The organism is Agromyces aerolatus, from assembly GCF_031432255.1.
Classification (GTDB): Bacteria; Actinomycetota; Actinomycetes; order Actinomycetales; family Microbacteriaceae; genus Agromyces.
Genome location: NZ_JAVKGQ010000001.1, coordinates 53,479 through 78,302, shown reverse-complemented (window position 1 = coordinate 78,302; position 24,824 = coordinate 53,479). Strand labels below are relative to the sequence as shown.

General features: G+C 71.5%; 24 protein-coding genes and 1 tRNA gene. 8 read left to right on the top strand and 17 right to left on the bottom strand.

The features are described from left to right. Positions 1–36 precede the first annotated feature (36 nt). Both RH864_RS00350 and RH864_RS00345 read left to right on the top strand, forming a co-directional pair. Complete coding sequence (locus RH864_RS00350; protein ID WP_310515523.1) at positions 37–1,359, top strand: APC family permease; 1,323 nt, start codon at positions 37–39, stop codon at positions 1,357–1,359. Further along, positions 1,356–1,892 carry a gamma carbonic anhydrase family protein gene (locus tag RH864_RS00345; protein WP_310515522.1) on the top strand — a complete coding sequence of 179 codons (537 nt, stop codon included), beginning with the start codon at positions 1,356–1,358 and terminating at the stop codon, positions 1,890–1,892. Before RH864_RS00350 ends, RH864_RS00345 begins: the two co-directional genes overlap by 4 nt. Here the strand turns inward: RH864_RS00345 and RH864_RS00340 are convergent. From RH864_RS00340 to RH864_RS00325, 4 genes are all read right to left on the bottom strand, one after another. Continuing rightward, positions 1,889–2,257 carry a hypothetical protein gene (locus RH864_RS00340; RefSeq protein ID WP_310515521.1) on the bottom strand — a complete coding sequence of 123 codons (369 nt, stop codon included), beginning with the start codon at positions 2,255–2,257 and terminating at the stop codon, positions 1,889–1,891. The two genes, RH864_RS00345 and RH864_RS00340, sit on opposite strands and share 4 nt — an antisense overlap. Positions 2,258–2,448: 191 nt before the next feature. Continuing rightward, a complete protein-coding gene (locus tag RH864_RS00335) occupies positions 2,449–3,852 on the bottom strand; it encodes a DUF6716 putative glycosyltransferase (protein ID WP_310515520.1) in 1,404 nt (467 codons plus the stop codon). Next, the gene (locus RH864_RS00330; protein WP_310515519.1) at positions 3,849–4,721 is read right to left on the bottom strand and encodes an N-acetylneuraminate synthase family protein; all 873 of its coding nucleotides are present in this window, start codon (positions 4,719–4,721) and stop codon (positions 3,849–3,851) included. The genes RH864_RS00335 and RH864_RS00330 overlap by 4 nt, the downstream gene beginning before the upstream one ends. A 10-nt stretch (positions 4,722–4,731) precedes the next feature. Further along, positions 4,732–6,054 carry an acylneuraminate cytidylyltransferase gene (locus RH864_RS00325; protein ID WP_310515518.1) on the bottom strand — a complete coding sequence of 441 codons (1,323 nt, stop codon included), beginning with the start codon at positions 6,052–6,054 and terminating at the stop codon, positions 4,732–4,734. A gap of 91 nt (positions 6,055–6,145) precedes the next feature. On the opposite strand from RH864_RS00325, the gene RH864_RS00320 reads away from it, so the two are divergent. Further along, positions 6,146–6,658: a YbaK/EbsC family protein gene (locus RH864_RS00320; RefSeq protein WP_310515517.1), complete on the top strand. Its 513-nt coding sequence runs from the start codon at positions 6,146–6,148 to the stop codon at positions 6,656–6,658. A gap of 79 nt (positions 6,659–6,737) precedes the next feature. Here the strand turns inward: RH864_RS00320 and RH864_RS00315 are convergent, their stop codons facing one another. The 6 genes from RH864_RS00315 to galT all read right to left on the bottom strand — a co-directional run bounded on the left by RH864_RS00315 (position 6,738) and on the right by galT (position 12,888). Continuing rightward, entirely contained in the window at positions 6,738–9,134 is a 2,397-nt protein-coding gene (locus tag RH864_RS00315; protein WP_310515516.1) for an excinuclease ABC subunit UvrA, read from the bottom strand. A 77-nt stretch (positions 9,135–9,211) separates the two neighbouring features. Next, a complete protein-coding gene (locus RH864_RS00310; RefSeq protein WP_396129928.1) occupies positions 9,212–9,622 on the bottom strand; it encodes a VOC family protein in 411 nt (136 codons plus the stop codon). Positions 9,623–9,632: 10 nt separating this feature from the next. Beyond that, positions 9,633–10,076 (bottom strand): helix-turn-helix transcriptional regulator, encoded by a 444-nt coding sequence (locus RH864_RS00305; protein ID WP_310515514.1) that lies wholly within the window; start codon positions 10,074–10,076, stop codon positions 9,633–9,635. Positions 10,077–10,138: 62 nt separating this feature from the next. Continuing rightward, positions 10,139–10,555: a hypothetical protein gene (locus RH864_RS00300; RefSeq protein ID WP_310515513.1), complete on the bottom strand. Its 417-nt coding sequence runs from the start codon at positions 10,553–10,555 to the stop codon at positions 10,139–10,141. 45 nt (positions 10,556–10,600) lie between these two features. Beyond that, positions 10,601–11,767 carry a galactokinase gene (gene galK / locus RH864_RS00295; protein ID WP_310515512.1) on the bottom strand — a complete coding sequence of 389 codons (1,167 nt, stop codon included), beginning with the start codon at positions 11,765–11,767 and terminating at the stop codon, positions 10,601–10,603. After that, a complete protein-coding gene (galT, locus tag RH864_RS00290) occupies positions 11,764–12,888 on the bottom strand; it encodes a galactose-1-phosphate uridylyltransferase (protein ID WP_310515511.1) in 1,125 nt (374 codons plus the stop codon). The genes galK and galT overlap by 4 nt, the downstream gene beginning before the upstream one ends. 85 nt (positions 12,889–12,973) lie before the next feature. On the opposite strand from galT, the gene RH864_RS00285 reads away from it, so the two are divergent. Further along, complete coding sequence (locus RH864_RS00285) at positions 12,974–13,885, top strand: DeoR/GlpR family DNA-binding transcription regulator (protein ID WP_310515510.1); 912 nt, start codon at positions 12,974–12,976, stop codon at positions 13,883–13,885. Between the two features lie 10 nt (positions 13,886–13,895). Next, positions 13,896–14,834 (top strand): aldose 1-epimerase family protein, encoded by a 939-nt coding sequence (locus RH864_RS00280; protein WP_310515509.1) that lies wholly within the window; start codon positions 13,896–13,898, stop codon positions 14,832–14,834. 34 nt (positions 14,835–14,868) lie between these two features. Here the strand turns inward: RH864_RS00280 and RH864_RS00275 are convergent, their stop codons facing one another. After that, the gene (locus RH864_RS00275; RefSeq protein WP_310515508.1) at positions 14,869–16,047 is read right to left on the bottom strand and encodes a MarP family serine protease; all 1,179 of its coding nucleotides are present in this window, start codon (positions 16,045–16,047) and stop codon (positions 14,869–14,871) included. A 137-nt stretch (positions 16,048–16,184) separates the two neighbouring features. On the opposite strand from RH864_RS00275, the gene RH864_RS00270 reads away from it, so the two are divergent. Beyond that, positions 16,185–17,225, top strand: coding sequence for an LLM class F420-dependent oxidoreductase (locus tag RH864_RS00270; RefSeq protein ID WP_310515507.1), 1,041 nt, complete (start codon positions 16,185–16,187; stop codon positions 17,223–17,225). Positions 17,226–17,265: 40 nt separating this feature from the next. On the opposite strand, the gene RH864_RS00265 is transcribed toward RH864_RS00270, so the two are convergent. Beyond that, on the bottom strand, positions 17,266–17,643 hold the full coding sequence (locus RH864_RS00265) for a hypothetical protein (protein WP_310515506.1): 378 nt from the start codon (positions 17,641–17,643) through the stop codon (positions 17,266–17,268). A gap of 758 nt (positions 17,644–18,401) precedes the next feature. Continuing rightward, positions 18,402–18,477, bottom strand: a tRNA-Lys gene (locus RH864_RS00260). A 34-nt stretch (positions 18,478–18,511) separates the two neighbouring features. On the opposite strand from RH864_RS00260, the gene RH864_RS00255 reads away from it, so the two are divergent. Next, positions 18,512–19,150: a DNA-directed RNA polymerase subunit beta gene (locus RH864_RS00255; protein WP_310515505.1), complete on the top strand. Its 639-nt coding sequence runs from the start codon at positions 18,512–18,514 to the stop codon at positions 19,148–19,150. 289 nt (positions 19,151–19,439) lie between these two features. Further along, complete coding sequence (locus tag RH864_RS00250; protein WP_310515504.1) at positions 19,440–20,327, top strand: aminodeoxychorismate lyase; 888 nt, start codon at positions 19,440–19,442, stop codon at positions 20,325–20,327. Positions 20,328–20,783: 456 nt separating this feature from the next. On the opposite strand, the gene pstB is transcribed toward RH864_RS00250, so the two are convergent. From pstB to RH864_RS00230, 4 genes are all read right to left on the bottom strand, one after another. Then, positions 20,784–21,563: a phosphate ABC transporter ATP-binding protein PstB gene (pstB, locus tag RH864_RS00245; RefSeq protein ID WP_310515503.1), complete on the bottom strand. Its 780-nt coding sequence runs from the start codon at positions 21,561–21,563 to the stop codon at positions 20,784–20,786. Between the two features lie 24 nt (positions 21,564–21,587). Then, positions 21,588–22,688, bottom strand: coding sequence for a phosphate ABC transporter permease PstA (gene pstA / locus RH864_RS00240; protein ID WP_310515502.1), 1,101 nt, complete (start codon positions 22,686–22,688; stop codon positions 21,588–21,590). Then, positions 22,688–23,626: a phosphate ABC transporter permease subunit PstC gene (pstC, locus tag RH864_RS00235; RefSeq protein ID WP_310515501.1), complete on the bottom strand. Its 939-nt coding sequence runs from the start codon at positions 23,624–23,626 to the stop codon at positions 22,688–22,690. The genes pstA and pstC overlap by 1 nt, the downstream gene beginning before the upstream one ends. 101 nt (positions 23,627–23,727) lie before the next feature. Next, positions 23,728–24,822, bottom strand: a complete 1,095-nt coding sequence (locus tag RH864_RS00230; protein WP_310515500.1) for a phosphate ABC transporter substrate-binding protein PstS — start codon at positions 24,820–24,822, stop codon at positions 23,728–23,730. Positions 24,823–24,824: the final 2 nt, after the last annotated feature.

Genomic DNA, 24,824 nt, shown 5'->3' with positions numbered 1-24,824 from the left:
GCCCGCGCGTCACCCGCGCCCGGTACCCTGCCCCACGTGACTGGTGATCAGCCCTCCCTCGCCCGGCGTCTGACGTTCGGCGGCGCGGTCGCCATCGGGCTCGCGTCGATGATCGGCGCCGGCGTGTTCTCGGTGTTCGCGCCGGCCGCGGCAGCGGCTGGGGATCTGCTGCTCGTGGGCCTCGCGATCGCGGCGTTCGTGGCGTTCGCGAATGCGGGCTCGACCGCGCAGCTCGCCGCGCGATACCCCGAGTCGGGTGGCGCGTACCGGTACGGGCGCGAGCGGCTCGGCGAATGGCCCGGATTCCTCGCCGGGTGGGGCTTCGTCATCGGGAAGACCGCGAGCTGCGCGGCCATGGCGATGACCGCGGCCGCCTACCTCGTTCCTGAGGCGTGGCAGCGGCCGGTCGCGATCGCGGCCGTGCTCGTGATCGTCGCGGTCAACCTGCGTGGCATCACGCGCACATCGCGCGCCGCGACCGTCATCGTCACGATCGTGCTCGCCGTGCTCGTCCTCGTCATCGTCGCGGGCATCGTCGTCGCGGTCATCCGATCGACGACCGGCCTCACGTTCGCGTTCGTCGGCGACCCCGGCGCGGGCCTGCGCACCGCGCTCCTCGCGGACGCGCCCACAGCCGAGGCATCCGCCTGGGGGGTGCTGCAGGCCGCAGGCCTGATCTTCTTCGCCTTCGCCGGCTATGCCCGCGTCGCGACCCTCGGCGAGGAGGTGGTCGACCCTGCGCGCACCATCCCGCGCGCGATCCAGACGTCGCTCGGCATCGTCTTCGCGGTGTACGCGGCGATCGCCGTGGTCCTCCTCGCCGCGCTCGGTTCGTCCGCGCTCGCCGCATCGACCGCGCCGCTCGCCGACACGGTCGCGCTCGCCGGGTGGGGCTGGGCCGAGCCGATCGTGCGCGCGGGAGCCGGCCTCGCGGCGCTCGGCGCGCTGCTCGCGCTGATCGCGGGCATCGGGCGCACGGGCCTCGCCATGGCCCGCGACCGGGAGCTGCCCGCGCCGCTCGCGGCGGTGCATCCGCGGTTCCGCGTGCCGCACGTCGCCGAGGCGACGGTCGGCGCCGCGATCGTCGTGCTGATCCTGGTCGCCGACCTGCGCGGCGCGATCGGCTTCTCGAGCTTCGGCGTGCTCGTCTACTACCTCGTGGCGAACCTCGCGGCGGTCACGCAGCCGCGCAGCGAGCGACGGGTTCCGCGCGCCCTCTCGGTCGCGGGGGCGATTGGATGCCTCGTCCTCGTCGTCACCCTGCCGTGGCTGTCGGTCGTGGCCGGCGCCGCCGTGTTCGCGGTGGGCGCGGCCGTGCGCCTCGTCGTGCGGGCCCGCCGCCGTAGGCTTGCGGCATGAGTGCAGACCCCTCGGCCAGGATCATCCAGCTCGCCGGTGTGCCGGCGCCCGTCCTCGATGAGTCGGCCTTCGTGGCCGCGGGAGCGGTGATCGTCGGTGATGTCCGCCTCGAGGCGGGTTCGAGCGTCTGGTACAACGCGGTGCTGCGCGCCGAGGTCGAACCCATCGTGCTCGGCGCGGACGCGAACCTGCAGGACACGGTCGTCTGTCATGTGGACGCCGGATTCCCGCTCACGGTCGGGGCGGGGGTCTCCGTCGGTCACGGCGCCGTGCTGCACGGGTGCACGATCGAGGCCGACTGCCTCATCGGGATGAGCGCGACGGTGCTGAACGGCGCCGTCATCGGCGCCGGTTCGCTCGTCGCGGCCGGCGCCGTCGTGCTCGAGGGCACCGTGGTGCCGCCCGGCTCGCTCGTGGCGGGCGTGCCGGCCAAGGTACGGCGTGAGCTCACCGACGAGGAGCGCGCGGGCATCCGCCGCAACGCCGAGTCGTACCTGCGCAACGTCGTGACGCACACCACCCCGGTGGATTAGCGCGGCCGCTCCGCCCACGCCTTCTCCTTCGATTTCGTGCAGTACATCATGACGCCGACGTTGAGATCGGCGAACGCCCAATGATTCCAGGCGACGAGTGTCGTCCCCTTGGCGAGGTATCGATCCATGCGGGAGTCGTATTCCCAGATTGTCGCGGGGGCATCGATGTCGACCGTTACGCCGACCGCGGCGCCGACGATGAGTCCTCTCCCGACGTTCATGAGCGGAGTGCCTTGGGTGCCGTCGAGGTAGGGAAAGTCCGTCGGGCAGTGCGCGTCGATCCGAGTGGGGCCGAAGGGGATGCCGCGGTTGATGAGCAGCTTGTTGAAGCCGTCGGTGTCGATCTGCGCGTCGACGACGGTCACGTCGACTGCTGGCGCGACGTGCTCGTCGGCGAGGGCCGCGGCAGGGGTCAGGGCGGTCGCCGCGGCGATCGCGAGCGCGACAGCGCTGCCGACCAGGGCGTTTGAGGTTGCACGAGATCAAAGCATGACCACTAGTATATCAGAGTTTCCGTCTCGATCCTGTTGAGCTACCTCGGGCCACTCTCCGGGGATCAGCGCATCGCACGCTCCGCGGTCCGGGCTTCGTGCACCGGCTGCGACGGGTCCACGGCGGCGGCCCCGGTGAGCCGCGTGCGGAGCCGCCGCACGGCCCGCACCACGCCGCGCACCGGCACCGCGACGAGCATCGACGCCCGGCCGGCCAGCGTGCGGTCGTGCGACCCGAGCATCTTGCGTCGCTCGAACGCGCGCCGAAGCGCACCCCCGGTGCGGTTGTGATGCCGGGTGAGCACCGGCAGCGGCGCCGCGGCGCGGGCCGCCAGCAGCGACTCGAGCCGGTCGACCCAGTCGTCGGCCGCCGCACCGTGGAAGTAGTTGTCGTCGAGCCACCCGGGGTCCGGTTGCCGCCAGGCACCGGCCGCGAGGGCCTCGCCGTCGCCGAACAGGCCGCTGCCCTCGAAGACCACGTTGAGCTGCCGCGGGCCGATGCCGTAGTCGTCGAGCAGCAGCGCCGGCACGCCGGCCGCGATCGCCTCGAGCACGGCGGTCGAGCTCACGGTCACGAGCGCGGCGGCGCGCGCGAGGTGCGCCGACATCGGCCCGTCCTCGACGAGCAGGTTCGGCGGCAGCGTGCACCCGAGCTCGCGCGCGACGTCGGGGTCGCGCACGAGCTCCCCGAGGTCGTAGCTCTCGGCGTGCGTCTGCGCCTCCCCGGCCTGAGCGCGGACCTTCACGACGAACCGGCGCCGCGGCTGGCGTCGCGCGGCCGCGGCGAGCACACCGACGAGGTGCACGCGCTCCTCGCGGGTCGCGGGCACCTTGGCCTGCACCGCGAACACCACGTCGCCGTCGGGCCGCACCCGCCCCGAGGCATCCGCCCCGCGACCCGGCAGGAACGGCAGTGTCGCGAGCCCGAACCGCGGAGCCGCGGGCAGGTCGGCGGCGAGCCGCGTGAACTCGCGCACCTCGCGCCGGCTGTGCAGCACCACGAGGTCGACCTGCTCGCGGTAGATGATCGCCTTCGGCACCGCCGGGATCGTGAGCCCCGGGAATCCGGCGATGAGCACGGGCCGGTCGGGCAGCGCCTGCAGCAGGCCCGCGGTCACCCGCACGAGCGGCCCGCGGAACGCGAGCAGCACCGCGTCGGGATGGACCTCGCCGACGAACGCCACGAGGCCGTCGAGGGCCACCCGCCGCGGCGGCACGTCCGCCCAGCGCGTGCCCGCGACCGCGACCGAGAGCTGGCGCGGGCTCGGCATCACATCGGTGTCGAGCAGTGCGAGCTCGCTGTGCCAGCCTTCGGGGAGCGACGCGGCGAGGGTCGCGCCCCACTTCGTGTACGAGTCGGAGTCGCTGAGGACGAGCAGCCGGCGGGTGGCGCCCGCCGCGGCGTGGGCGCCGGGCGCGGTGTGCGCGCCCGCCGCGGCGTGGGCGCCGGGCGCGGCAGCGCCCGTCACACGAGCACCCGGCGCAGCTTCGCCTTCGGCGCGAGCTCGCCGGGGAAGACCCGCTTCACGCCGTCGCCCATGGCCTCCTCGATGATGCGGATGTCGCGCACGAGGTGCTCGAGGCCCTGCGGCTCGAGGGATGCCGCGTGGTCCGATCCCCACATGGCTCGGTCGAGCGTGATGTGCCGCTCGACGGCGACCGCGCCCAGCGCGACGGCTGCGAGCGAGATCTGCAGCCCGCGCTCGTGGCCCGAGTACCCGACGGGCACGCCCGCGTAGCGCTCGCGCAGCGTGTCGATCGTGCGGAGGTTCGCCTCCTCGGTCGGCATGGGGTAGCTCGACGTGGCGTGCAGCAGGACGAGCCGTTCGGTGCCGAGCGTGGCGACGGCCTCGTCGATCTCCTCGACGGTCGACATGCCGGTCGACAGGATCACTGGCTTGCCGGTCGCGGCGATGGCGCGCAGCAGCGGCAGGTCGGTGACCGAGGCGGACGCCACCTTGACCGCGGCGCTGCCGTGCTCCTCGAGGAACGCGACCGACGGCTCGTCCCACGGCGACGCGAACCAGTCGAGCCCGGCGAGGTCGGCGTGCCGCGCGATCTCGAGGTACTCGTCGCTGCCGAACTCGACCCGCCGGCGGTAGTCGAGGTAGCTCATGGTGCCCCACGGCGTCTCGCGCGGGACATCCTTCATGTGCTCGGGGGTCGCGAGCTCGGGCGTGCGCTTCTGGAACTTGACCGCCTGGCAGCCCGCGCCCGCGGCGACGTCGATGAGCCGCTTCGCGAGCTCGACGTCGCCGTTGTGGTTGAGGCCGATCTCGGCGATGACGTACACGGGCTGGTCGACGCCGATCTCGTGGCGGCCGAGGCGAACGGACATGTCAGGCTCCTTAGGGACGGATACGTGGGCGGACGCGGTGGTCGGCGATCGGGGGCCGCGCGCCTTCGGCGCGCTCGGAGTGGCCGGGATGGTCCGCGCGGTCGGCGTGGGCGGCGCGCCCCGCGAGGACGGCGTCGGCGAGCTCGCGCACGGCGCCGTGCCCGCCCGCACGTTCGAGCACGATGCGGGCCACGCGCCGGACGTCGGGGATCGCATCGGCGACCGCGACCGGCCAGCCGACGATCTCGAGCGCGGGCAGGTCGCCGCGGTCGTTGCCGAGATAGGCGACGCGATCGAGCGGGATGCCACGCTCGGCGGCCCACTCGTGCAGGGCGGCCGCCTTGTCGGCGACGCCCTGACGCACCTCGACGCCGAGCTTGGCGGCCCGCGCCGAGACCACCGGATGCGTCTCGGCCGAGATGATGAGCACCGGCACGCCCGCCTCGCGCAGGCGAGCCACGCCCGCGCCGTCGCTGCGGCTCACGCGGACGAACTCGACGCCCGCCTCGCCTACGATCGCGGTGTCGTCGGTGTGCACGCCGTCGAAGTCGGTCACGACCGCGTCGACGTCGAGCCCGTGCGCGGCCCCGTCGATGAGGTTCGCGAGCGCCTGCGCGACGACGAGGTCGGCCGCGGTGTCGATCTCGATGGCGTGCAGCTCGGGCACGAGCTGCACCCCGATGCGACCGAAGAAGCGATGCCGCGCCGAACGGAACCCGTCGGTCCGCATGGCGTAGAACGCGCCCGTCTCGCGGTACTCGGCCGCGCGGTCCTGCCGTCGCGGGCGGAACGCCGGGTCGTGGTTCACGCCCGCCGCACCTCCGCGCGGAGCATCCGTCCACAGGAACGCGTGACTCGGGACCGCGGCGAAGACGCTGTCCCGCTCGCCGGTCGCGATCTGCGCGACCGCGGCGTCGAGATCGGCGGGCGAGATGAACGGCGAGGTCGCCTGGATGAAGAGCGTGACGGATGCCTCGGGGTGCCCGTCCGTGCCGTCGCAGCCGTCGACCCCGTCGCAGCCGCCGTCCTCGAGCAGATCGTCGAGCGCGTGCAGCAGGGCCGACTCGCTGGACGCGGTGTCGCCCGCGAGCTCGGCCGGCCGGGGCACGACGACCGCGCCGGCGTCGCGCGCGACCCGCGCGATCTCGTCGTCGTCGGTCGTGACGACGACGAGCCCGACCGAGCGGGCCGCACGTGCGGCGGCGATCGCCCGAGCCACGAGCGGCACCCCGCCGACCCGCATCACGTTCTTGCCCGGCAGGCCCTTCGACCCGCCCCGCGCGGGGATGATCGCCACGGCCACGCCGTGCGTCGCGGACGATGCCTCGGTCATGCGGGCACGCTACGGCGCGGGAGTGAAGCGCCAGTGACCCTCGGGTGAACTCTCGCTGCCCGCCGCCTCGGCGGTGAGTACGATCGGGTGCATGACCTCGCCCTCGCATCCCGCCGTCGACCGTGTGACCGAGGCGCTCCGCGCCGCCGGCGTCGAACCGCGCATCACCTGGTTCGGCGACACCGTGACCACCGCGAAGCTCGCGGCCGACGCGCTCGGCATCGAGGTCGGGCAGATCGCCAACTCGCTCGTCTTCACGCTCGACGACGAGCCGATCCTCGTGCTGACCTCGGGGGCGCACCGGGTCGACACCGACTGGCTCGGTGCCGAGCTCGGCGGCACGATCGGCCGGGCGTCGAAAGAGGTCGTCAAGGCCGCGACCGGTCAGGTCATCGGGGGAGTGGCGCCGGTCGGCCACCCGGCGCCTGTGCGCACGTACGTCGACGTCATGCTCGACGAGTACGACGAGGTCTGGGCGGCTGCCGGCCACGCGAAGACGGTCTTCCCGACGACGTTCGACGAGCTGGTCCGCATCACCGGCGGCACCCCGCGCGAGGTCGAGCCGGCGCGCGGCGCCGACGCCGAGGCATCCGGCGCCGCCTGACCCGACCGCAGCCCGCCCGCCCGAGCGCGGTCAGCCGCCGCCAGCCGGCGCGGTCAGCCGGCGCGGCCAGCCGCGTCCGTCAGCCGGCGACGTACTCCGCGAGATGCTGCCCGGTGAGCGTCGATCGGTCGACGACGAGGTCGGCCGGCGTCCCCTCGAACACGACCCGCCCGCCGTCGTGCCCGGCCCCGGGGCCGAGGTCGATGATCCAGTCGGCGTGCGCCATGACGGCCTGGTGGTGCTCGATGACGATGACCGACTTGCCCGACTCCACGAGTCGGTCGAGCAGGCCCAGCAGGTTGTCGACGTCGGCGAGGTGCAGGCCCGTGGTCGGCTCGTCGAGGATGTAGACCCCGCCGGTCTCGGCCATGCTCACGGCGAGCTTGAGTCGCTGCCGTTCGCCGCCCGAGAGCGTGGTCAGCGGCTGGCCGATCGTGAGGTAGCCGAGCCCGACGTCGACGAGCCGCCTCAGGATGGCATGCGCGGCGGGCAGCTTCGCGTCGCCCGCGGCGAAGAACTGCTCGGCCTCGTCGACCGGCATCGCGAGCACCTCGCTGATGTCGCGCCCACCGAGCGTGTAGTCGAGCACCGAGGCGTCGAAGCGCTTGCCCTCGCACACCTCGCACACCGTCGACACGGTCGCCATGGGCCCGAGATCGGTGTAGATCACGCCCGCGCCGTTGCAGTTCGGGCACGCGCCCTCGGAATTGGCGCTGAAGAGTGCCGGCTTCACGCCGTTCGCCTTCGCGAACGCCTTGCGGATCGGCTCGAGCAGGCCCGTGTAGGTCGCCGGGTTGCTGCGCCGCGAGCCGCGGATCGCGCCCTGGTCGACCGCGACCACGCCCTCGCGGCCGGCCACCGACCCGTGGATGAGCGAGCTCTTCCCCGAGCCGGCCACCCCGGTCACGACCACGAGCACGCCGAGCGGGATGTCGACGTCGACGCCCTGCAGGTTGTGCGATGTCGCCCCGCGCACCTCGAGCGCGCCCGCGGGCGTACGCACCTCGGCTTTGATCCTCGCCCGGTCGTCGAGATGCCGGCCGGTGAGCGTGCCGCTCGCGCGCAGCTGGTCGACCGTGCCCTCGAACACGATCTCGCCGCCCGCCGCGCCCGCGCGCGGGCCGAGGTCGACGACGTGGTCGGCGATCGCGATGGTCTCGGGCTTGTGCTCGACGACGAGCACCGTGTTGCCCTTGTCGCGGAGCTGGAGCAGCAGCGTGTTCATGCGCTCGATGTCGTGCGGGTGCAGCCCGACGGTCGGCTCGTCGAACACGTAGGTGACGTCGGTGAGCGACGAGCCGAGATGCCGGATCATCTTCGTGCGCTGCGCCTCGCCGCCCGACAGCGTGCCCGACGGGCGGTCGAGCGAGAGGTAGCCGAGGCCGATGCCCACGAACGAGTCGAACGTCTCGCGCAGGCCCGTGAGCAGCGGCGCGACCGACGGCTCGTCGAGGCCGCGCACCCACTCGGCGAGGTCGCTGATCTGCATGGCGCACGCGTCGGCGATGCCGACGCCGCGGATCTTCGACGACCGCGCGCCCTCGTTCAGGCGCGTGCCGCCGCAGTCGGGGCATGCTGTGAACGCGACCGCGCGCTCGACGAACGCCCGGATGTGCGGCTGCATGGCGTCGACGTCCTTCGAGAGCATCGACTTCTGCACGCGCGGCACGAGGCCCTCGTAGGTGATGTTGATGCCGCTCACCTTGACCTTCACGGGCTCCTTGTACAGGAAGTCGTGCAGCTCGGTCTCGGTGTACTCGCGGATCGGCTTGCCGGCGTCGAAGAACCCCGATTCGGAGTACATCTTCACCGACCACCCGTCGGCCGTGTAGCCGGGGATCGTGATGGCCCCGCCTGCGAGCGACTTCGTCTCGTCGTAGAGCTCGGTCAGGTCGATCTCGGAGACCGAGCCCATGCCCTCGCAGCGCGGGCACATGCCGCCGATCTGGGTGAACTCAGCGCGGATCGGCTTCTGGGACTTCTGGTCGCCCTTCTCGATCGTGATGCCGCCCTTGCCGTGCACGGTCGGCACGTTGAAGGAGAACGCCTGCGGCGAGCCGAGGTGCGGCTCCCCGAGCCGGCTGAACAGGATGCGCAGCATCGCGTTCGCGTCGGTCACGGTGCCGACCGTCGAGCGCGAGTTCGCGCCCATGCGCTCCTGGTCGACGATGATCGCGGTCGTCAGGCCGTCGAGCAGGTCGACGTCGGGCCGCGCGAGCGAGGGCATGAAGCCCTGCACGAACGAACTGTAGGTCTCGTTGATCATGCGCTGCGACTCGGCCGCGATCGTCTCGAACACGAGCGAGCTCTTGCCCGACCCGGAGACGCCGGTGAACACCGTGAGCCGGCGCTTCGGCAGGTCGACGCTGACGTTCTTGAGGTTGTTCTCGCGAGCCCCCTCGACTCGGATCAGGTCGTGCCGGTCGGCGGGGTGGCGGTCGCCGGGGGACGTGGTCGAGGTCTCGGCCAGGGTCATCCTTGCTCCATGGTTCGATCGGGGGTCATCTCGCGGCGGTCCGGCCGCGGGCTGGCCGCGGCCGGACTCGTCGGCCGTCAGCTCGGCTGCTGGATACGAACCATATTGCCCGCAGGATCGCGGAACGCGCAGTCCCGGACACCGTACGGCTGATCGATCGGCTCCTGGGCGACCTCGGCGCCGCTCGCCTGGACGGCGTCGAACACGCCGTCGACGTCGGGCGTCGAGAGCACGATGCTCGCGTAGGTGCCCTTCGCGATCATCTCCTCGACCACGCGCCGCTCGTCGTCGGTGATCCCGGGGTCGACGGCGGGCGGGGTCAGCACGATCGAGGTCTCGGGCTGGCTCGCCGAGCCGAGTGTGAGCCAGCGCATGCCGTCGTACCCGACGTCGTTGCGCAGCTCGAAGCCGAGCACGTCGCGGTAGAACGTGAGCGAGGCCTCGGCGTCGGTGTGGGGCAGGAATGTGTACTGAATGTTGAGGTCCATGGGCGTCACGTTACCGACGCCGCGTGACCGCGGCTTCTTGATTCCTGACCGGTCTGGTCACACGCTTCGCGAGGACGGACGGCACGCCCTCGAGCGGATGCTTCGCCTCACGGCGGTACACGCTCGGCGGGACCCCGACGAGCTCGGTGAACCTCGTGCTGAACGTGCCGAGCGACGAGAACCCGACCGCGAAGCACACCTCGGTGACGGTGAGCTCGCCGACCTGCAGCAGCGCCATCGCGCGTTCGATGCGCCGCGTCATCAGGTAGGAGTACGGCGACTCGCCGTAGGCCTGCTTGAACTCGCGGCTGAGGTGCCCAGCCGACAGGTTCACGCCGCGCGCGAGCGCCTCGACGTCGAGCGGCTGCGCGTACTCCCGGTCCATCCGATCGCGCACGCGCCGCAGCAGCGCGAGGTCGCGCAGCCGCTGCTCGTGCCCGTCATGCCGTTCCACACGGGCTATGCTGCCACGGCGCGCCGACGCTGTCAGTCGGCGTCAGTGAAGGGTCACGGGCGCTATGTGGTGCAGTGCAGGACGATGTAGATGGCTTTGTCTCCGACGCCATTGTGGATCAGCGCCGAATCGATGCCCGACGCGCGTACGTACCCGTTGACGTACCGATTTGCGACAACTGCCGACGCGATCATTCCGAAGAAGTTGTGCGAGCGGATCTCCACGCCTGGAGGAAGTGCGAACCCTTGGCTCTGGTTGAAGATCTCTTTCGTGAGATAGGGGTAGGCGGCGGGGCATTCGAACCTTGTGAACCACTTGGACGTGTTTCCTTCGAACTCGCCCCAGCCGGCGATGACCTCCTTGACCACCACCCCAGCGCTCGTCGCGTCGTCGGTGTTCGGGGAAGTGGCTGCGGCGGCTGGGCTGAATGAAACGGTGGCAGCGAGCGACGCGGCAACCAGAGTGGTGAAGATGCTCATAATGTCAGTATACCACTATCCATTCATCGGGCATCCCGTCTTGTCTCAGCCGTCGCGCCGGGCCCCCTCCGATGCGGCGACCGTGAATACGGTCGGCTCACGGAACCCGCGCGCCTCGAATGCCGCGAGCACGGACTCGGTCACAACGGGCACGATCGTTTCGGCGACGAGCGCGATCGCGGCGCCGCCGAAGCCGCCGCCGGTCATGCGCGCGCCGAGCGCGCCCGCGGTCACCGCGGCCTCGACGGCGGCGTCGAGCTCGGGCACCGAGATCTCGAAGTCGTCGCGCATCGACGCGTGCGACGCGTCGAGGAAGGGGCCGATGGCCGCCGGCCCCTGCTCGTGCAGGGCCCGCACGGTGGACAGCACCCGCTGGTTCTCGGTCACGACGTGCCGAACGCGCCGGAACGTCTCCTCGTCGAGCACGGCCTCGGCGCGCGCGAGGTCGGCCACGCGCACCTCGCGCAGCGACGGGACGCCGAGCGCGCGTGCCCCCGCCTCGCACGATGCACGCCGGGCGGCGTAGCCGCCGGAGGCGTGCGCGTGGGACACGTGGGTGTCGATGACCAGGACGACGAGCCCCGCGTCGCGGAATCCGAGCGGGATCACCTCGGCGTCGAGGCTCCGGCAGTCGAGGAAGACCCCTGCGTCCGGCTCGCCGAGCAGCGACGCCGACTGGTCCATGATGCCGGTCGGGGCGCCGACCACGCGGTTCTCGGCGAGCTGACCCACCTTCGCGAGCGCCGGCCGGTCGAACCCGAGTCCCCAGTGCTCGTTCAGCGCCAGGGCCACGGCGCACTCGATCGCGGCCGACGACGAGAGCCCAGCGCCGATCGGGACATCCGACGTCAGATGCAGGTCCACGCCGCGCACGTGCGCGAGGTCGGCACCCGACTCGCGCAGCGCCCACGCGATGCCGAGCGGGTACGCCGCCCAGCCGCTGACCGCGTCGGGCGTCAGGTCGTCGAGGTGCACCGACACGGCGTCGGGCGCGAACGTCGAGCTCACGCGCAGCACCTGGTCGTCGCGGTCGCCGAGCGCGACGACCGTGCGCCGGTCGAGCGCGAACGGGAACACGAAGCCGTCGTTGTAGTCGGTGTGCTCGCCGATCAGGTTGACCCGCCCCGGCGCGCTCCACACGCCGACGGGCGTGTGGCCGAAGTACTCGGTGAACCCTCGTGCCGCCTCGGCGGCGTCGACCCGGTCGGTCACAGCTGCACTCCCTCGATCGCGGCGCGAAGCGCCTCGGCCTGTGCTTCGGGGGCGACGTCCCCGATCCATGCTCCCATCGCGGCCTCCGAGCCCGCGAGGAATTTCAGCTTGTCGGCCGCGCGGCGCGGGCTCGTGAGCTGGAGCATGAGACGCACCTCGTCGCGCCGTTCGTGCACGGGTGCCTGGTGCCAGGCTGCGATGTAGGGCGTGGGGGAGTCGTAGCGCGCGTCGACGCCGCGCAGCAGGCGCAGGTACAGCGAGGCGAGCTCGTCGCGTTCGTCGAGCGTGGTCTCGGCGAGGTCCGGGACATGCCGGTGCGGCACGAGATGCACCTCGATCGGCCAGCGCGCCGCGAACGGCACGAACGCACTCCAGTGCTCGCCGCGGAGCAGCACGCGCGGCCCGCCGAGCTCGCGCGCGACGAGGTCGGCCATGAGCGTCGGGCCGTAGACGTCGATCGAGTCGAGCAGGCGCTGCGTTCGCGGCGTGACGTACGGATACGCGTAGATCTGGCCGTGCGGATGCCCCAGGGTGACGCCGATCGTCTCGCCGCGGTTCTCGAACGGGAAGACCTGCTGCACGCCGGGCAGCGCCGACAGCTCGGCGGTGCGGTGCGCCCACGCCTCGATCACGGTGCGCGCCCGCGAGACCGACTGCGTGCCGAACGATCCCTCGTGCTCGGGCGAGAAGCAGACGACCTCGCAGCGCCCGAGCGAGGGCAGCGTGCGCTCGAGCCCGATCTCACGGGTCGCCGCGAGCTGCGCGGCCGGCGAGGCATCCGGATCTGCGAGGTCCGGACCGAACGAGGGCGAGCGGTTCTCGAAGACCGCGACGTCGTAGCGACTCGGGATCTCGGAGGGGTTTCCGGGCGACTGCGGCGCGAGCGGGTCGAGATGGGCGGGAGGCAGCATGACGCGGTGCTGGCGCGCGGCCGCGATGGAGACCCAATCGCCCGTGAGCGGGTCCTGGCGCATGTGGGCGGCGGGCGGGCGGGGCGCGAGCTCGCGCTCGTCGACCGCGCGCTCGGGGCCGAGTGTCGTGTCGGCGTCGTCGAAATAGAGGAGCGCGCGGCCGTCGGCGAGGCGGGCGCGGCGGACGGCGATGCGCGGATCGTGGGTCACGGCCGACACGATACGCGGCTTTCGTTTCGCAAACAACTATGCTTTCGTATTGCAAAGCAGCTGCCCGGGGGAGGACAATCGCGGTATGACCGACGCGCCCGACGCCGCCAGCCGGCGTGAGCTCGCGCTCGCCCTCGTCCTCGAGCGCGGGTTCGTGCGGGTCGCCGACCTCGCAGCGACGTTCGGGGTCACCCCCGTGACCGCGCGCGCCGACCTGGACGCGCTCGAGCGGGCGGGCGCCATCCGCCGCGTGCACGGCGGAGCGGTCCCGCTCAGCGGCGGGCACGGCCTCGGCGCCGGGGGCGCCGACCGGCCCGAGCGCGAGCCGACGTTCGAGGAGGCGCTCGAGGCCTCCGTCCGACCGAAGCAGGCGATCGGCGAGACCGCGGCCGGGCTCGTGCGCAGCGGCCAGAGCGTGATCCTCGACGTCGGCACCACGACGCTGCAGATCGCGCGCGCCCTCCGCAGACGCGCCGACCTCGACGACGTCACGATCTTCACCAACGGGCTGTCCATCGCACTCGAGCTCGAGCCCGAGATCCCGCGGTTCACGGTCGTCGTCACGGGCGGCACGCTGCGGCCCAGGCAGCACTCGCTCGTGCATCCGCTCGCGGGCTCCATGTTCGATGAGATCCACGTCGACCTCGCGTTCATCGGCGGCAACGGCGTCGACGCCGTGCACGGGTTCACCAACGCCAACCTGCCCGAGGCGCAGGTGAAGGCGCTCATGCTGCGCGCGGCCGCCCGGGCGGTGATCGTCGCGGACGCGTCGAAGCTCGGCGAGGTGCACCTCGGCCGGATCGCGCCGGTCGACGCGTTCAGCCTGCTGATCACGGATCCCGCGGCGCCCGAGGTGCTCATCGAGGAGTTCGAGGCGCTCGGGCTGCCCGTGCTCGTCGCGGGAGCGCCGTCCGCGGGGCCGCAGCTCGGCGGCGCGCAGCTCGGCGGCGCGCAGCTCGACCAGCAGCGCTCAGACGGCGACGAACCGACCGCATAGAGTGGGAATCATGACGCTGCCCACCGGTGACCAGCACGTGCTCGAGACCTCCACGGCCAGCGGTGAGCTCCGCGCGACCATCACGAGCGTGGCGGCCGCGATCCGCACGCTCAGCATCGACGGCGTCGACCTGGTCCCGTCGTACGGCGAGGACCAGACGCCGCCCTTCGGGTCGGGCATCGTGCTCGTGCCGTGGCCCAACCGCATCCGCGACGGTCGTTGGTCGCACGACGGCGTCGATCACCAGCTCGCGATCACCGAGCCCAAGTATCACAACGCGATCCACGGCCTGCTCCGCTACACGGAGTACGCGGAGGTCGAGCGCACGCGCGACTCGATCACCCTCGCTGCGACCGTGTACCCCCAGCTCGGGTACCCGTTCCTGCTCGGCACCGCGGTGAAGTACGAGCTCGTCGCCGACGGCCTCAAGGTCACGCACTACCTCGAGAACCAGGGCGGCGCACCGGCTCCCGTCGCGGTGGGCACGCACCCGTTCGTGAAGATCGGCGGGGTGCGCACCGAAGACCTCACGCTGCGGCTCGACGCCGCGAGCCACATCGACGTCGACGACCGGCTCCTGCCCACGGGTGAGGTGCCCGTCGACGGCAGCGTGTGGGACTTCCGCGAGGGGCGCCGGGTCGGCGACGTCGAGCTCGACGACGCGTTCGGCGAGCTCGCGACCGACGACGACGCATGCGTCGAGCACACGCTCACCGCGCCCGACGGCCGCACGGTGTCGGTCTGGGCCGACGCGGAGTTCGGCTTCGTGCAGGTGTTCACGACGCGCGAGTTCCCCGGCGAGAGCGGCGACGTCGCGATCGCGGTCGAGCCCATGACGGCACCCGCCGAGGCGTTCAACTCGGGCCGCGGCCTGCGCTGGCTCGACCCGGGCGAGGAGTGGCACGCCAGCTGGGGCATCCGCTTCCGAGGGTTCACGCCGGCGGACTGACGGCGCGCCTACTCGACCAGCGACCTGCGGCGCGTCAGCGCACGCACGACCCCGAGTCGACGGGTGCGGAGAGCGTGCCGGCCGTGGCGGCCAGCGGTTCGAGCGTCGTCACCGGGATCGCGTAGCCGACGTTGTCGACCGTCTCGCTCTTGGCGAAGACGACTCCGCCGATCTCGCCGTCGAGCGTGAGCACAGGCCCGCCCGAGTTGCCGTGGTCGACCTTCGCGGCGAGCGTGGCGACCTCGCGCGTCGACTCGGTCCCCGCCTCGACGATGGTGAGTGGACCGGTCGTGAGGATCTGGGCCGGCCGCATCTGGTACGGGCCGCCGAACGGGTACCCCGCCACCGCGACCTGGGTTCCGTCGACCGGACGCTCGGCGACCGCGAGCGGGTCGACGTCGAGGCCGTCGACCGCGATGAGCGCGAGATCGTGCTCGGGCTGGTACGCGACGACGCGGCCCTGCACCGGGGCGCGGCCCGGCGCCTCCACGATCGGCTGTGTGACGCCCGCGACCACGTGCGCGTTCGTCACGATGCGGTTCGGCGCGACGACGAAGCCCGAGCCGGACATGCTGCTGCCGCACTCGAACGCGGTGCCGGTGATCCGCACCACCGACGCGCTCGCGTTCGAGAGCTCGGGCGTGTCGAGCGAGCCGTCGGGAAGCTGCGGCGGCTCGGTGGGCCCGCCGAGCACCTCGCCGAGCCACGGGATCGCGCCGCCGATCGTCGCGGTGCGCAGCTCCGCCATGAGCGTGCGGGCCGGCGCGGGGGTCGCCTGGTCGATGCCGCGGACGACCCATGATCCGGCGACGGCCGGCGACAGCACGGGGACGCCGAGCGAGGTCACGCCCGACGCGACGAGCGCGATTACGAAGGCCGTGACGATCACGTTGCCGATCGCGCCGAGCACGCGGTCGAGCACGCCCAGTTTGACGGCCCGCGCGCCACGTCGGAGCACCCGGCCGACGGCGGCGCCGAGCCAGGATCCGCCGACGAGCAGCACGATCGCCGCGGCGATCGCCGCCGGTGCCCGCCATTCGGCCGCCGGGACGATCGAGGTGACCCACGGCATCACGAAGTACGCGGCGATGCCGCCGGCGACGAGTCCCGCGAGCCCCGCGGCCGTGCGCAGCAACCCGGCGCGGAACCCGTTCACGAGGGCACCGATCAGGATGAGCACGAGCAGGATGTCGAGCAGGAGGCTCCAGGTCATCTCACCACCCTCTCGCACGCGGCTTCGAGGGTGCTGAGGGCACAACGGACGGGCCGCGGGGCCGCCGTGTCCTTCGGGTCGGTTAGGGTGAGGTGCCCGCGCGGGCGCGCGGTCTGGCACCTGAGGAGGAGCGACGGATGCGCGTCGGGATGTTCCTGAACTATGCGGGCGGGTTCCGCGAGGTGGCCGACGAGGTCGTCGAGCTCGAGGCCTCCGGCGTCGACCTCATCGCGGTCCCCGAGGCGTACTCGTTCGACGCGGTCAGTCAGCTCGGGTTCCTCGCCGCGCGCACCGAGCGGATGACGCTCATGAGCGGCATCCTGCAGCTGTATACGCGCACGCCGACCCTGACCGCGATGACTGCTGCGGGCCTCGACTACGTCTCCGGCGGTCGCTTCGAGCTCGGCATCGGCGCCTCGGGCCCTCAGGTCATCGAGGGGTTCCACGGCGTCCGGTACGACGCTCCGCTCGGCCGCACCCGCGAGCTCATCGAGATCTGCCGGCAGGTCTGGCGACGCGAGCCCGTCGAGCACGACGGGCGCCATTACACGATCCCGCTGCCCGAGGGCGACGGCACGGGGCTCGGCAAACCGCTGAAGCTCATCAACCACCCCGTGCGCGAACGCGTCCCCATCACCATCGCCGCGCTCGGGCCCAAGTCGGTCGAGCAGACCGCCGAGCTCGCCGACGGCTGGCTGCCGATGTTCTTCCACCCCGAGCGGGCCGGTGCGGTGTGGGGCGAGGCGCTCGCTGCGGGGCGTGCGAAGCGTCCGGCGGGCCTCGGCGACCTCGACGTGTTCGCGAGCCCCGCGCTCGCGATCACCGATCGGCCCGAGGACGTCCTGCCGCAGCTCAAGCCGCAGCTCGCGCTCTACGTCGGCGGCATGGGTGCGAGGGGGAAGAACTTCTACAACGACCTCGTGGCGAGCTACGGCTTCGCGGACGCCGCCGCACGCATCCAGGACCTGTACCTCGCGGGCCGGAAGGCCGAGGCCGTGGCCGCGGTGCCCGACGAGCTGGTCCGCGCGATCTCCCTCGTCGGCCCCGCAGGCGACGTCGTCGAGCGCGTGGCCGCCTTCCGCGAGGCGGGCGTGACGACCCTGACGGTCACACCGCTGGCCGAGGCATCCGCCGATCGTGTCGCGCTGATGCGCGAGTTCCGCGACCTGGTCGACTGAGTCGACGCCGGCGCAGTCATTGTCGGCTGCGTCGTCGCCGCTAGCGCGCCGACATGCGCAGGCGCATGGAGATCGCGCGCACCGCCTCATCGAAATCGGCGTGCCGGTAGACGACACCGGGGCGCGGATGCATCCACAGCATCTCGAGCTCGTCGTCCAGCTGCTCGAGGTAGCCGACGATGTAGCCCCGTTCGCCGGGCGTGGCGTGCGAGTCGCACACGCGCCAGGTCACCTCGCTGAGCTGCACGAGCTCGACGCGTGCATCGCCCTCAGGGCTCGCAGCCGCAGGCGACGCAGGCTCGGACCGGACCGGCAGGACCGTCACCGGAGCGACCCCGCGCGGCTTCGCCCTCGCGGACGGCGCGAGCTTCGGTGCAGCGCTCGGCGCGATCGGAGCCGGTGTCATCGTCTGGGTCATCATGATCGACCTGCCCTTTCGCGCCGCGCGGTGGTGACGGATCGAACCCGCTCCCTCCCGGGAACACCGCACCCGGTCTGAGCCGTGCGCGGAGCGTTCGATCCGCCCGCGGGATCTGGCGATCCCCGCGCACCCATCCTCTCCGCTTCGCGCACCGCGAAGGAGGGACTTGACAGGGGCACGCCGCTGTGGTGGCGCTGTCAGAGCTGTGGGCGGCTGCGCAATACCGTCGTGATCTGCTGCACGCTCACGAACCACTCCGCGGCCACGGGATCGATCTCGCGAAGCACCTGGCGCATGTTGCCGAACTGTGCGCGAACGTTCCCGGAACGAAGCAGGGGTTCGAGGTGCGCTACCCGATTGCGCAGCTGGTAGATCCCATCGACCGAAGCCACGAGCTCTTTCGGGCTTCGCTGAAGATGTGGAAAAGCGCGGCTGATCGCGTGATCCCACAGATACCTGCGGCCGGGGTCCCGGCTCGGAAGGCGGCGCCGGACAGGGTGATGTTCCACCTGTACAGGCGGAGCGCATCTCGATGATTCCCATGAGCCGCCCGGACGTACGGCGCGAGCCGCACGGCGGTGAGTCGCCGCTCGAGAAGCCGGTACCGAGCTGCCTCGGACGCGTGGACCCCCTGGTGCATGCGAGGTAGGATAGACCCTGAAGACGGGGGCAGGTCTCCCCGTTAGAACTTCACGAAGGGTCCGGCGGTTCCACCGTCCGGGCCCTTGGCCTTTCCAGCGATGACGCGGGAGAGGTGGTGGGCCCCGTGGGGCTCGAACCCACGACCCGCGGATTAAAAGTCCGCTGCTCTGCCAACTGAGCTAGAGGCCCGCCGAATCAGGATAGCGGAGGTAGGGTGGCCGGGATGCCCGCCGACTTCCATCGACCCACCAGATTCCCGCCCGGGATGTTCGAGGCCTACCAGGGCGGCGACGACCCGGCCCAGCTCAGCCGCATCGCGCACGACACCGCCGCGGCGTTGCTGGCTCGCGTGCGCGCCAACCCCGACCCCGAGATCGTCGAGCGGCTCGTCTCGTACGCCGACCAGCACGGCATCGACACGATCGCGGAACTCTGGGCCCAGGCCTCGCCGAAGAGCCTGCCCGGCTCGCTCTGGCGGCTCTACCTGCTGCGTACCCTCATCCGTCAGGACCCGGTCGGCATCAGCCTCGCGTTCCAGCGCGGCACCGAGGTCTCGCGCACGATCGACCAGGTCGTCGCGGGGGCGGCGATCCCCACGGGACCGGACGAGGTGCGCGATCTCGCGGACACGATCCTGCACGGCGTCTTCGCGGGCGACTTCGCGGTCGCGCTCGAGCGCGCTGCCGCGTTCTGCCGCGTCACCTCGGCCGGGTTCACCGACCTCGCCGACGATGCGGATGCCTCGGACGCGGTGCACCCCGACCGCCCCGCAGCTCTCACCACGCGCGCCCTGCGCCTCACCGAGCTCGGCGACGAGCTCGCCTCCTGCGCGCGCCTCTGGCGCCACGACTCGCTCGACTGAGCCGGCGCCCGCGGCGCAGGGTACGAACCGCGAGCGGATCCGACAACCCTGGAATATCTCGCCGAAGCGCCGGGTTACACTCGAATGGCCGGGCCGCAGTAACCCCGGGCTCCAAAATTCGCCGCTACGAGCGGCCTCGCGCCGAGAGGCGTTCTGCGGCCCGGTATTTCTCTGCCCGGGCGGGTCTCGATACGCGTGCTCGTTCCTCGCTCGCTACTCGACCGGCGAGGTTCGATGCGCGTGCTCGCTCCTTGACCGGCGAGGTGCGATGCGCGGCTACGGTGGGAGCATGGCTGTCATCGTGACCCTGCTCATCGACCCTGTCCCGGCGGATGCTGAGGTCGGCGACGCGTCGGCGACGTTCCGCGAGGTCGATGCGAGCGAGCCCGCGCTGCGGGTGGGGGAGCTGTCGACGCAGCGCGGCGACGGCATCTTCGAGACGATCGGCTTCGTCGACGGGCACGCGCAGGAGGTGCGGCCCCACCTCGAGCGGCTGCGCAATTCGGCGCGCATCTGCGACCTGCCCGAGCCCAACCTCGCCCAGTGGGAGGCCGCGATCGCCACGGCGGCCGCCAGGCTGCCGCAGCGCGGCGAGTTCTTCATCAGGCTCGTGCTGAGCCGCGGTGTCGAGCACGGGCCGGCGCCGACCGCGTGGCTCGCGGCCTCGCCCGCGGCCGACTTCAGCGTGCCGCGCACGCAGGGCATCCGTGCCGTGACGCTCGACCGCGGCTACGACCGGGGTGCCGCCGAGCGGGCGCCCTGGTTGCTGCTCGGCGCCAAGACGCTGTCGTACGCCGTCAACATGGCCGCGCTGCGCGAGGCCAAGCGCCGCGGGGCCGACGACACCGTGTTCGTCTCGTCGGACGGGTTCGTCATGGAGGGACCGACGTCGACGGTCATCGTGCGCCGTGACGGCGTCTACTCGACTCCGGCGCCGTCGGGCGCGATCCTGCACGGCACGACGCAGCAGAGCCTCTTCGAGCACCTCACGGCGCAGGGCGAGCGCGTCGAGTACCGGGATATCCCGGTCGACGAGCTGCGCACGGCGGATGCCGCGTGGCTGGTGTCGAGCGTGCGCCTGGCCGCCGGGATCCGCGAGCTCGACGGCGTGCCGCTGCCCTACGACGCCGACACGACCGCCGCGTTCAACGCCTACCTGCTCACCCCGCGCGACTGACGCGTCGCACCCCTCGCCGGCTCCGCCGGAGGCATCCGCTCACCACCCGCGCCACTCACCCCGCTGCGTGCTCAGGAAGCCGCAGCGCGGCGTCAGCGTGTCGGCCCCGCACAGTCGACGTGTCGTGCGGATCTTCCTGAACAGGGAATCCCAAGGGCCTGAACAGGGAACCCCAAGGGAAAGGTCTCGGCCGAGCCGCGGTTTCCCGGCTCGCCGGAGGCATCCGCTTGCCGACCCGCCCCGCGACTCGCCCCAGCCAGCTTGCTCAGGAAGACGTGCCGTGTTCCCGGCGTGTCGGCGCCGAGCCCGCGGAGTGTCGGCTCGATCCTCCTGAGCAAGAAAGCGGCTTGGGCGCCGAGCGCGGGTGTGTGGCGGAGCGGGCCGCGGGGGACGCGAACGGCCCCGCGGTCCGAGGACCGCGGGGCCGAGGCATCCGTGCCGCGAATCAGCTGAGGATCACCCGAAGCGACCCGAGACGTAGTCCTCCGTCGCCTTCACGGTCGGGTTGGAGAAGATCGTCGTGGTCTGGTCGTACTCGATGAGCTTGCCGGGCTTGCCGGTGCCCGCGATGTTGAAGAAGGCGGTCTTGTCCGAGACGCGGCTCGCCTGTTGCATGTTGTGGGTCACGATCACGATCGTGTACTCCTGCTTGAGCTCCTCGATGAGGTCCTCGATCGCGAGGGTCGAGATCGGGTCGAGGGCCGAGCACGGCTCGTCCATGAGGATGACCTCGGGGGAGACCGCGATCGCACGCGCGATGCACAGGCGCTGCTGCTGACCGCCCGACAGGCCCGATCCCGGCCGGTCGAGGCGGTCCTTGACCTCGTTCCAGAGGTTCGCGCCGCGCAGCGACTTCTCGACCAGGGCGTCGCCGTCGGACTTCGACATGCGGCGGTTGTTGAGCTTCACGCCCGCGAGCACGTTCTCCTTGATCGACATCGTCGGGAACGGGTTCGGCCGCTGGAACACCATGCCGACCTGCCGGCGCACGAGCACGGGGTCCACGTCGGTGTCGTACAGGTTGTTGCCGTCGATGAGCACCTCGCCCTCGACGCGCGCGCCGGGGATGACCTCGTGCATGCGGTTCAGGGTGCGGAGGAAGGTCGACTTGCCGCAGCCCGACGGGCCGATGAAGGCGGTCACGCTGCGCGGCTCGATCTCGAGCGACACGCCCTCGACCGCGAGGAACTTCGAGTAGTAGACGTTGAGGTCGCGGACCTCGATGCGCTTGGACACGAACGGTTTCCTATCTGAGGGGGATCAGCGGCCGAACTTCGGCGCGAAGAGGCGGGCGATGAGCCGGGCGAGCAGGTTCAGCGCCATGACGATCAGGATGAGGGTGAGCGCGGCGGCCCAGGCCCGGTCGAGGTACGCCTCGGGCGGGTTGCCCTGGTTGGCGTACTGCGTATAGACGAAGACCGGCAGCGACTGCATGCGGCCGTCGAACTCGTTGTAGTTCATGCTCTGCGTGAAGCCGGCCGCGATGAGCAGTGGCGCGGTCTCGCCGATGACGCGGGCGATCGCGAGCATGATGCCGGTCGTGATGCCGGCGATCGACGTCGGCAGCACGACCTTCACGATCGTCAGCCACTTCGGCACGCCCAGGGCGAGGGATGCCTCGCGCAGCTCGTTCGGCACGAGCCGGAGCATCTCCTCGCTCGAGCGGACGACGACGGGGATCATGAGCACCGCGAGCGCGACGGCGCCCGCGATGCCGAGACGCACACCCGGTCCGAAGAAGATCGCGAACAGCGCGTAGGCGAACAGGCCGGCCACGATCGAGGGGATGCCGGTCATGACGTCGACGAGGAACGTGATGCCGCGCGCGATCTTGCCGCGGCCGTACTCGACCAGGTAGATCGAGGTCATGAGGCCGATCGGGATCGAGATGACCGCCGCGGTGCCGGTCATGATGAGCGTGCCGACGATGGCGTGCAGCGCGCCGCCGCCCTCGCCGGTCACATTGCGCATCGACGACGTGAAGAACTCGGCGTCGAACCGGGCGAGGCCGAGGCTCAGCACGGTGTAGATCAGCGAGATCAGCGGGATCATCGCGAGCAGGAACGCGCCCGTGACGAGCGCGGTCACGAGCCGGTCGGTCGCACGTCGTCGGCCCTCGACGATCGACGAGAACAACCAGATCGCGGGGATGTAGAGCACGGCACCGACGACGATCGCGCCGATCCAGTTGTACTCGCCCGAACCGAGCGCGAGGACGCCGAACAGCACACCCGACACGACGAGGGCGGCACCGAGGAGCATCCACGGGGCGCCGGTCGGCAGGCGGCCGGCGGTGAGCGAGTTGGCGATGGGCGCGCTCGCGCGCGGCGTCGTCTCAGGGGGCGTGGACGTGACGGTCATCAGTTGGCTCCCGAGAATTCCTTGCGACGCGACACGATCCAGCGTGCGACCGCGTTGACCGCGAAGGTGACGATGAAGAGGATGAGGCCGGTGGCGATGAGCACATTGACGTTGAGGCCGTAGGCCTCGGGGAAGCTCAGGGCGATGTTCGCCGCGATGGTGGTCGGGTTGACCGACGTCAGCAGCTCCCAGGTGATGACCTGGGAGGCCGAGAGCACCATGGCGACGGCCATGGTCTCGCCGAGTGCGCGGCCGAGGCCGAGCACCGAGGCCGAGATGATGCCGGGTCGGCCGAACGGCAGGACCGACATGCGGATCATCTCCCACCGGGTCGCGCCGAGCGCGAGCGCCGCCTCCTCGTGCAGCACGGGCGTCTGCAGGAAGACCTCGCGGCAGATGGCGGTCATGATGGGCAGCACCATCACGGCGAGCACGACGGCCGCGGTGAGGATGGTGCGGCCGGTGGCCGAGACGGTGCCGCCGAACAGCGGTATCCAGCCGAGGTTGCTGTTCAGCCACTCGTACACGGGGACGATCGCGGGCGCCAGGACGCCGATGCCCCAGAGGCCGAACACGACCGAGGGCACCGCGGCGAGGAGGTCGACGATGTAGCCGAGCACGGAGGCGAGGCGCCGCGGAGCGTAGTGCGAGATGAAGAGGGCGATGCCGATCGAGACCGGCACCGCCATGAGCAGCGCGAGCGCGGCTGCCCAGATGGTGCCGAACACGAGCGGGCCGACGTACTCCCAGAAGTTCGTCGGCAGGATTGATGCGTCTTCGTTCGTCGCGAACAGCGCCGGGATGGACTGCACGATCAGGAAGATCGCGACGGCGGCCAGGGTGATGAGGATCATCGACCCGGCGAAGAGCGCCGATCGGGAGAAGACGAGGTCACCGAGGCGCATCTTCGCCTTGATCGGTGCGGGGGCGGTGCTCATCGGGCCGGGTCCTCGGTTCTGTCGGGGGAAGAGAGAGGCGAGCTGTACCCGGCCCCGAATCCATGAACGCAGATGTCGGGGCCGGGCACAACCCGGAGTGTTTACTTGATGGCGTCGATCGCCGCGACGACCTGCTCGCGCAGGGTCTCGGAGATGGGCGCGGAACCGGCGGCCTCGGCACCGGCCTCCTGGCCCTCCTCGCTCGCGATGTACGAGAAGTACGACTTGACGAGCTCGACGTTGTCGGGCTCGGCGTACTCGGCGCAGCCGACGAGGTAGCTGATCAGGACGATCGGGTAGACGCCTGCGGCGTCGGTGGTGCGGTCGAGCTCGATGGCGAGGTCGGTCGAGGCGCGGCCCTCGGCGAGCGGCGACGCGTCGACGATCGCGGCGGCGGCCTCGGGCGAGTACTCGACGTACTCGCTGCCGACCTGCACCGCGACGGTGCCGAGGTCACCGGCGCGCGAAGCGTCGGCGTAGCCGATGGTGCCGGTGCCGTTGGTCACGGCGTCGACGAGACCCGAGGTGCCCTGCGCGGCCTCACCGGACTCGAGCGGCCACACGCCGTCGGCCTCCCAGGTCCACACGTCGGGTGCGACGGCGTTGAGGTACTCGGTGAAGTTCTCGGTGGTGCCCGAGTCGTCCGAGCGGTGCACGGGCGTGATCGCCGTGGCGGGAAGCTCGACGCCCTCGTTCTGGCCGGCGATCGCCGGGTCGTTCCAGGTCGTGATCGAGCCGTTGAAGATGCCAGCGAGCGTCGCCGCGTCGAGGTTGAGCGAGTCGATGCCCTCGAGGTTGAAGATGACGGCGATCGGCGAGATGTAGAGCGGCAGCTCGACGAGGTCGGTGTCAGGCGCGCAGGCGGCGAAGCCGCCCTCGGCGATCTCCTCGTCGTTGAACGCACGGTCCGAACCGGCGAACGCGCTCGCGCCCTCCTGGAACGTCTCGCGACCCGCGCCGGAGCCCGACGGGTCGTAGTCGATGGTGACCTCGGGGTTCGCGGTCTGGAAGCCCGCGATCCAGGCCTGCTGTGCGGCGTCCTGCGAGGACGCGCCGGCGCCGACGAGGTTGCCGGCGAGCGACGAGGTCGACTCCTCGGGCGAGGAGGCGTTGCCCTCGTTGGAGGCGCAGGAGCTGAGCGCGAGCACAGCGGCGGTGGCGATGACGGCGGGGGCGCCGAAACGCTTGACGTTCACGT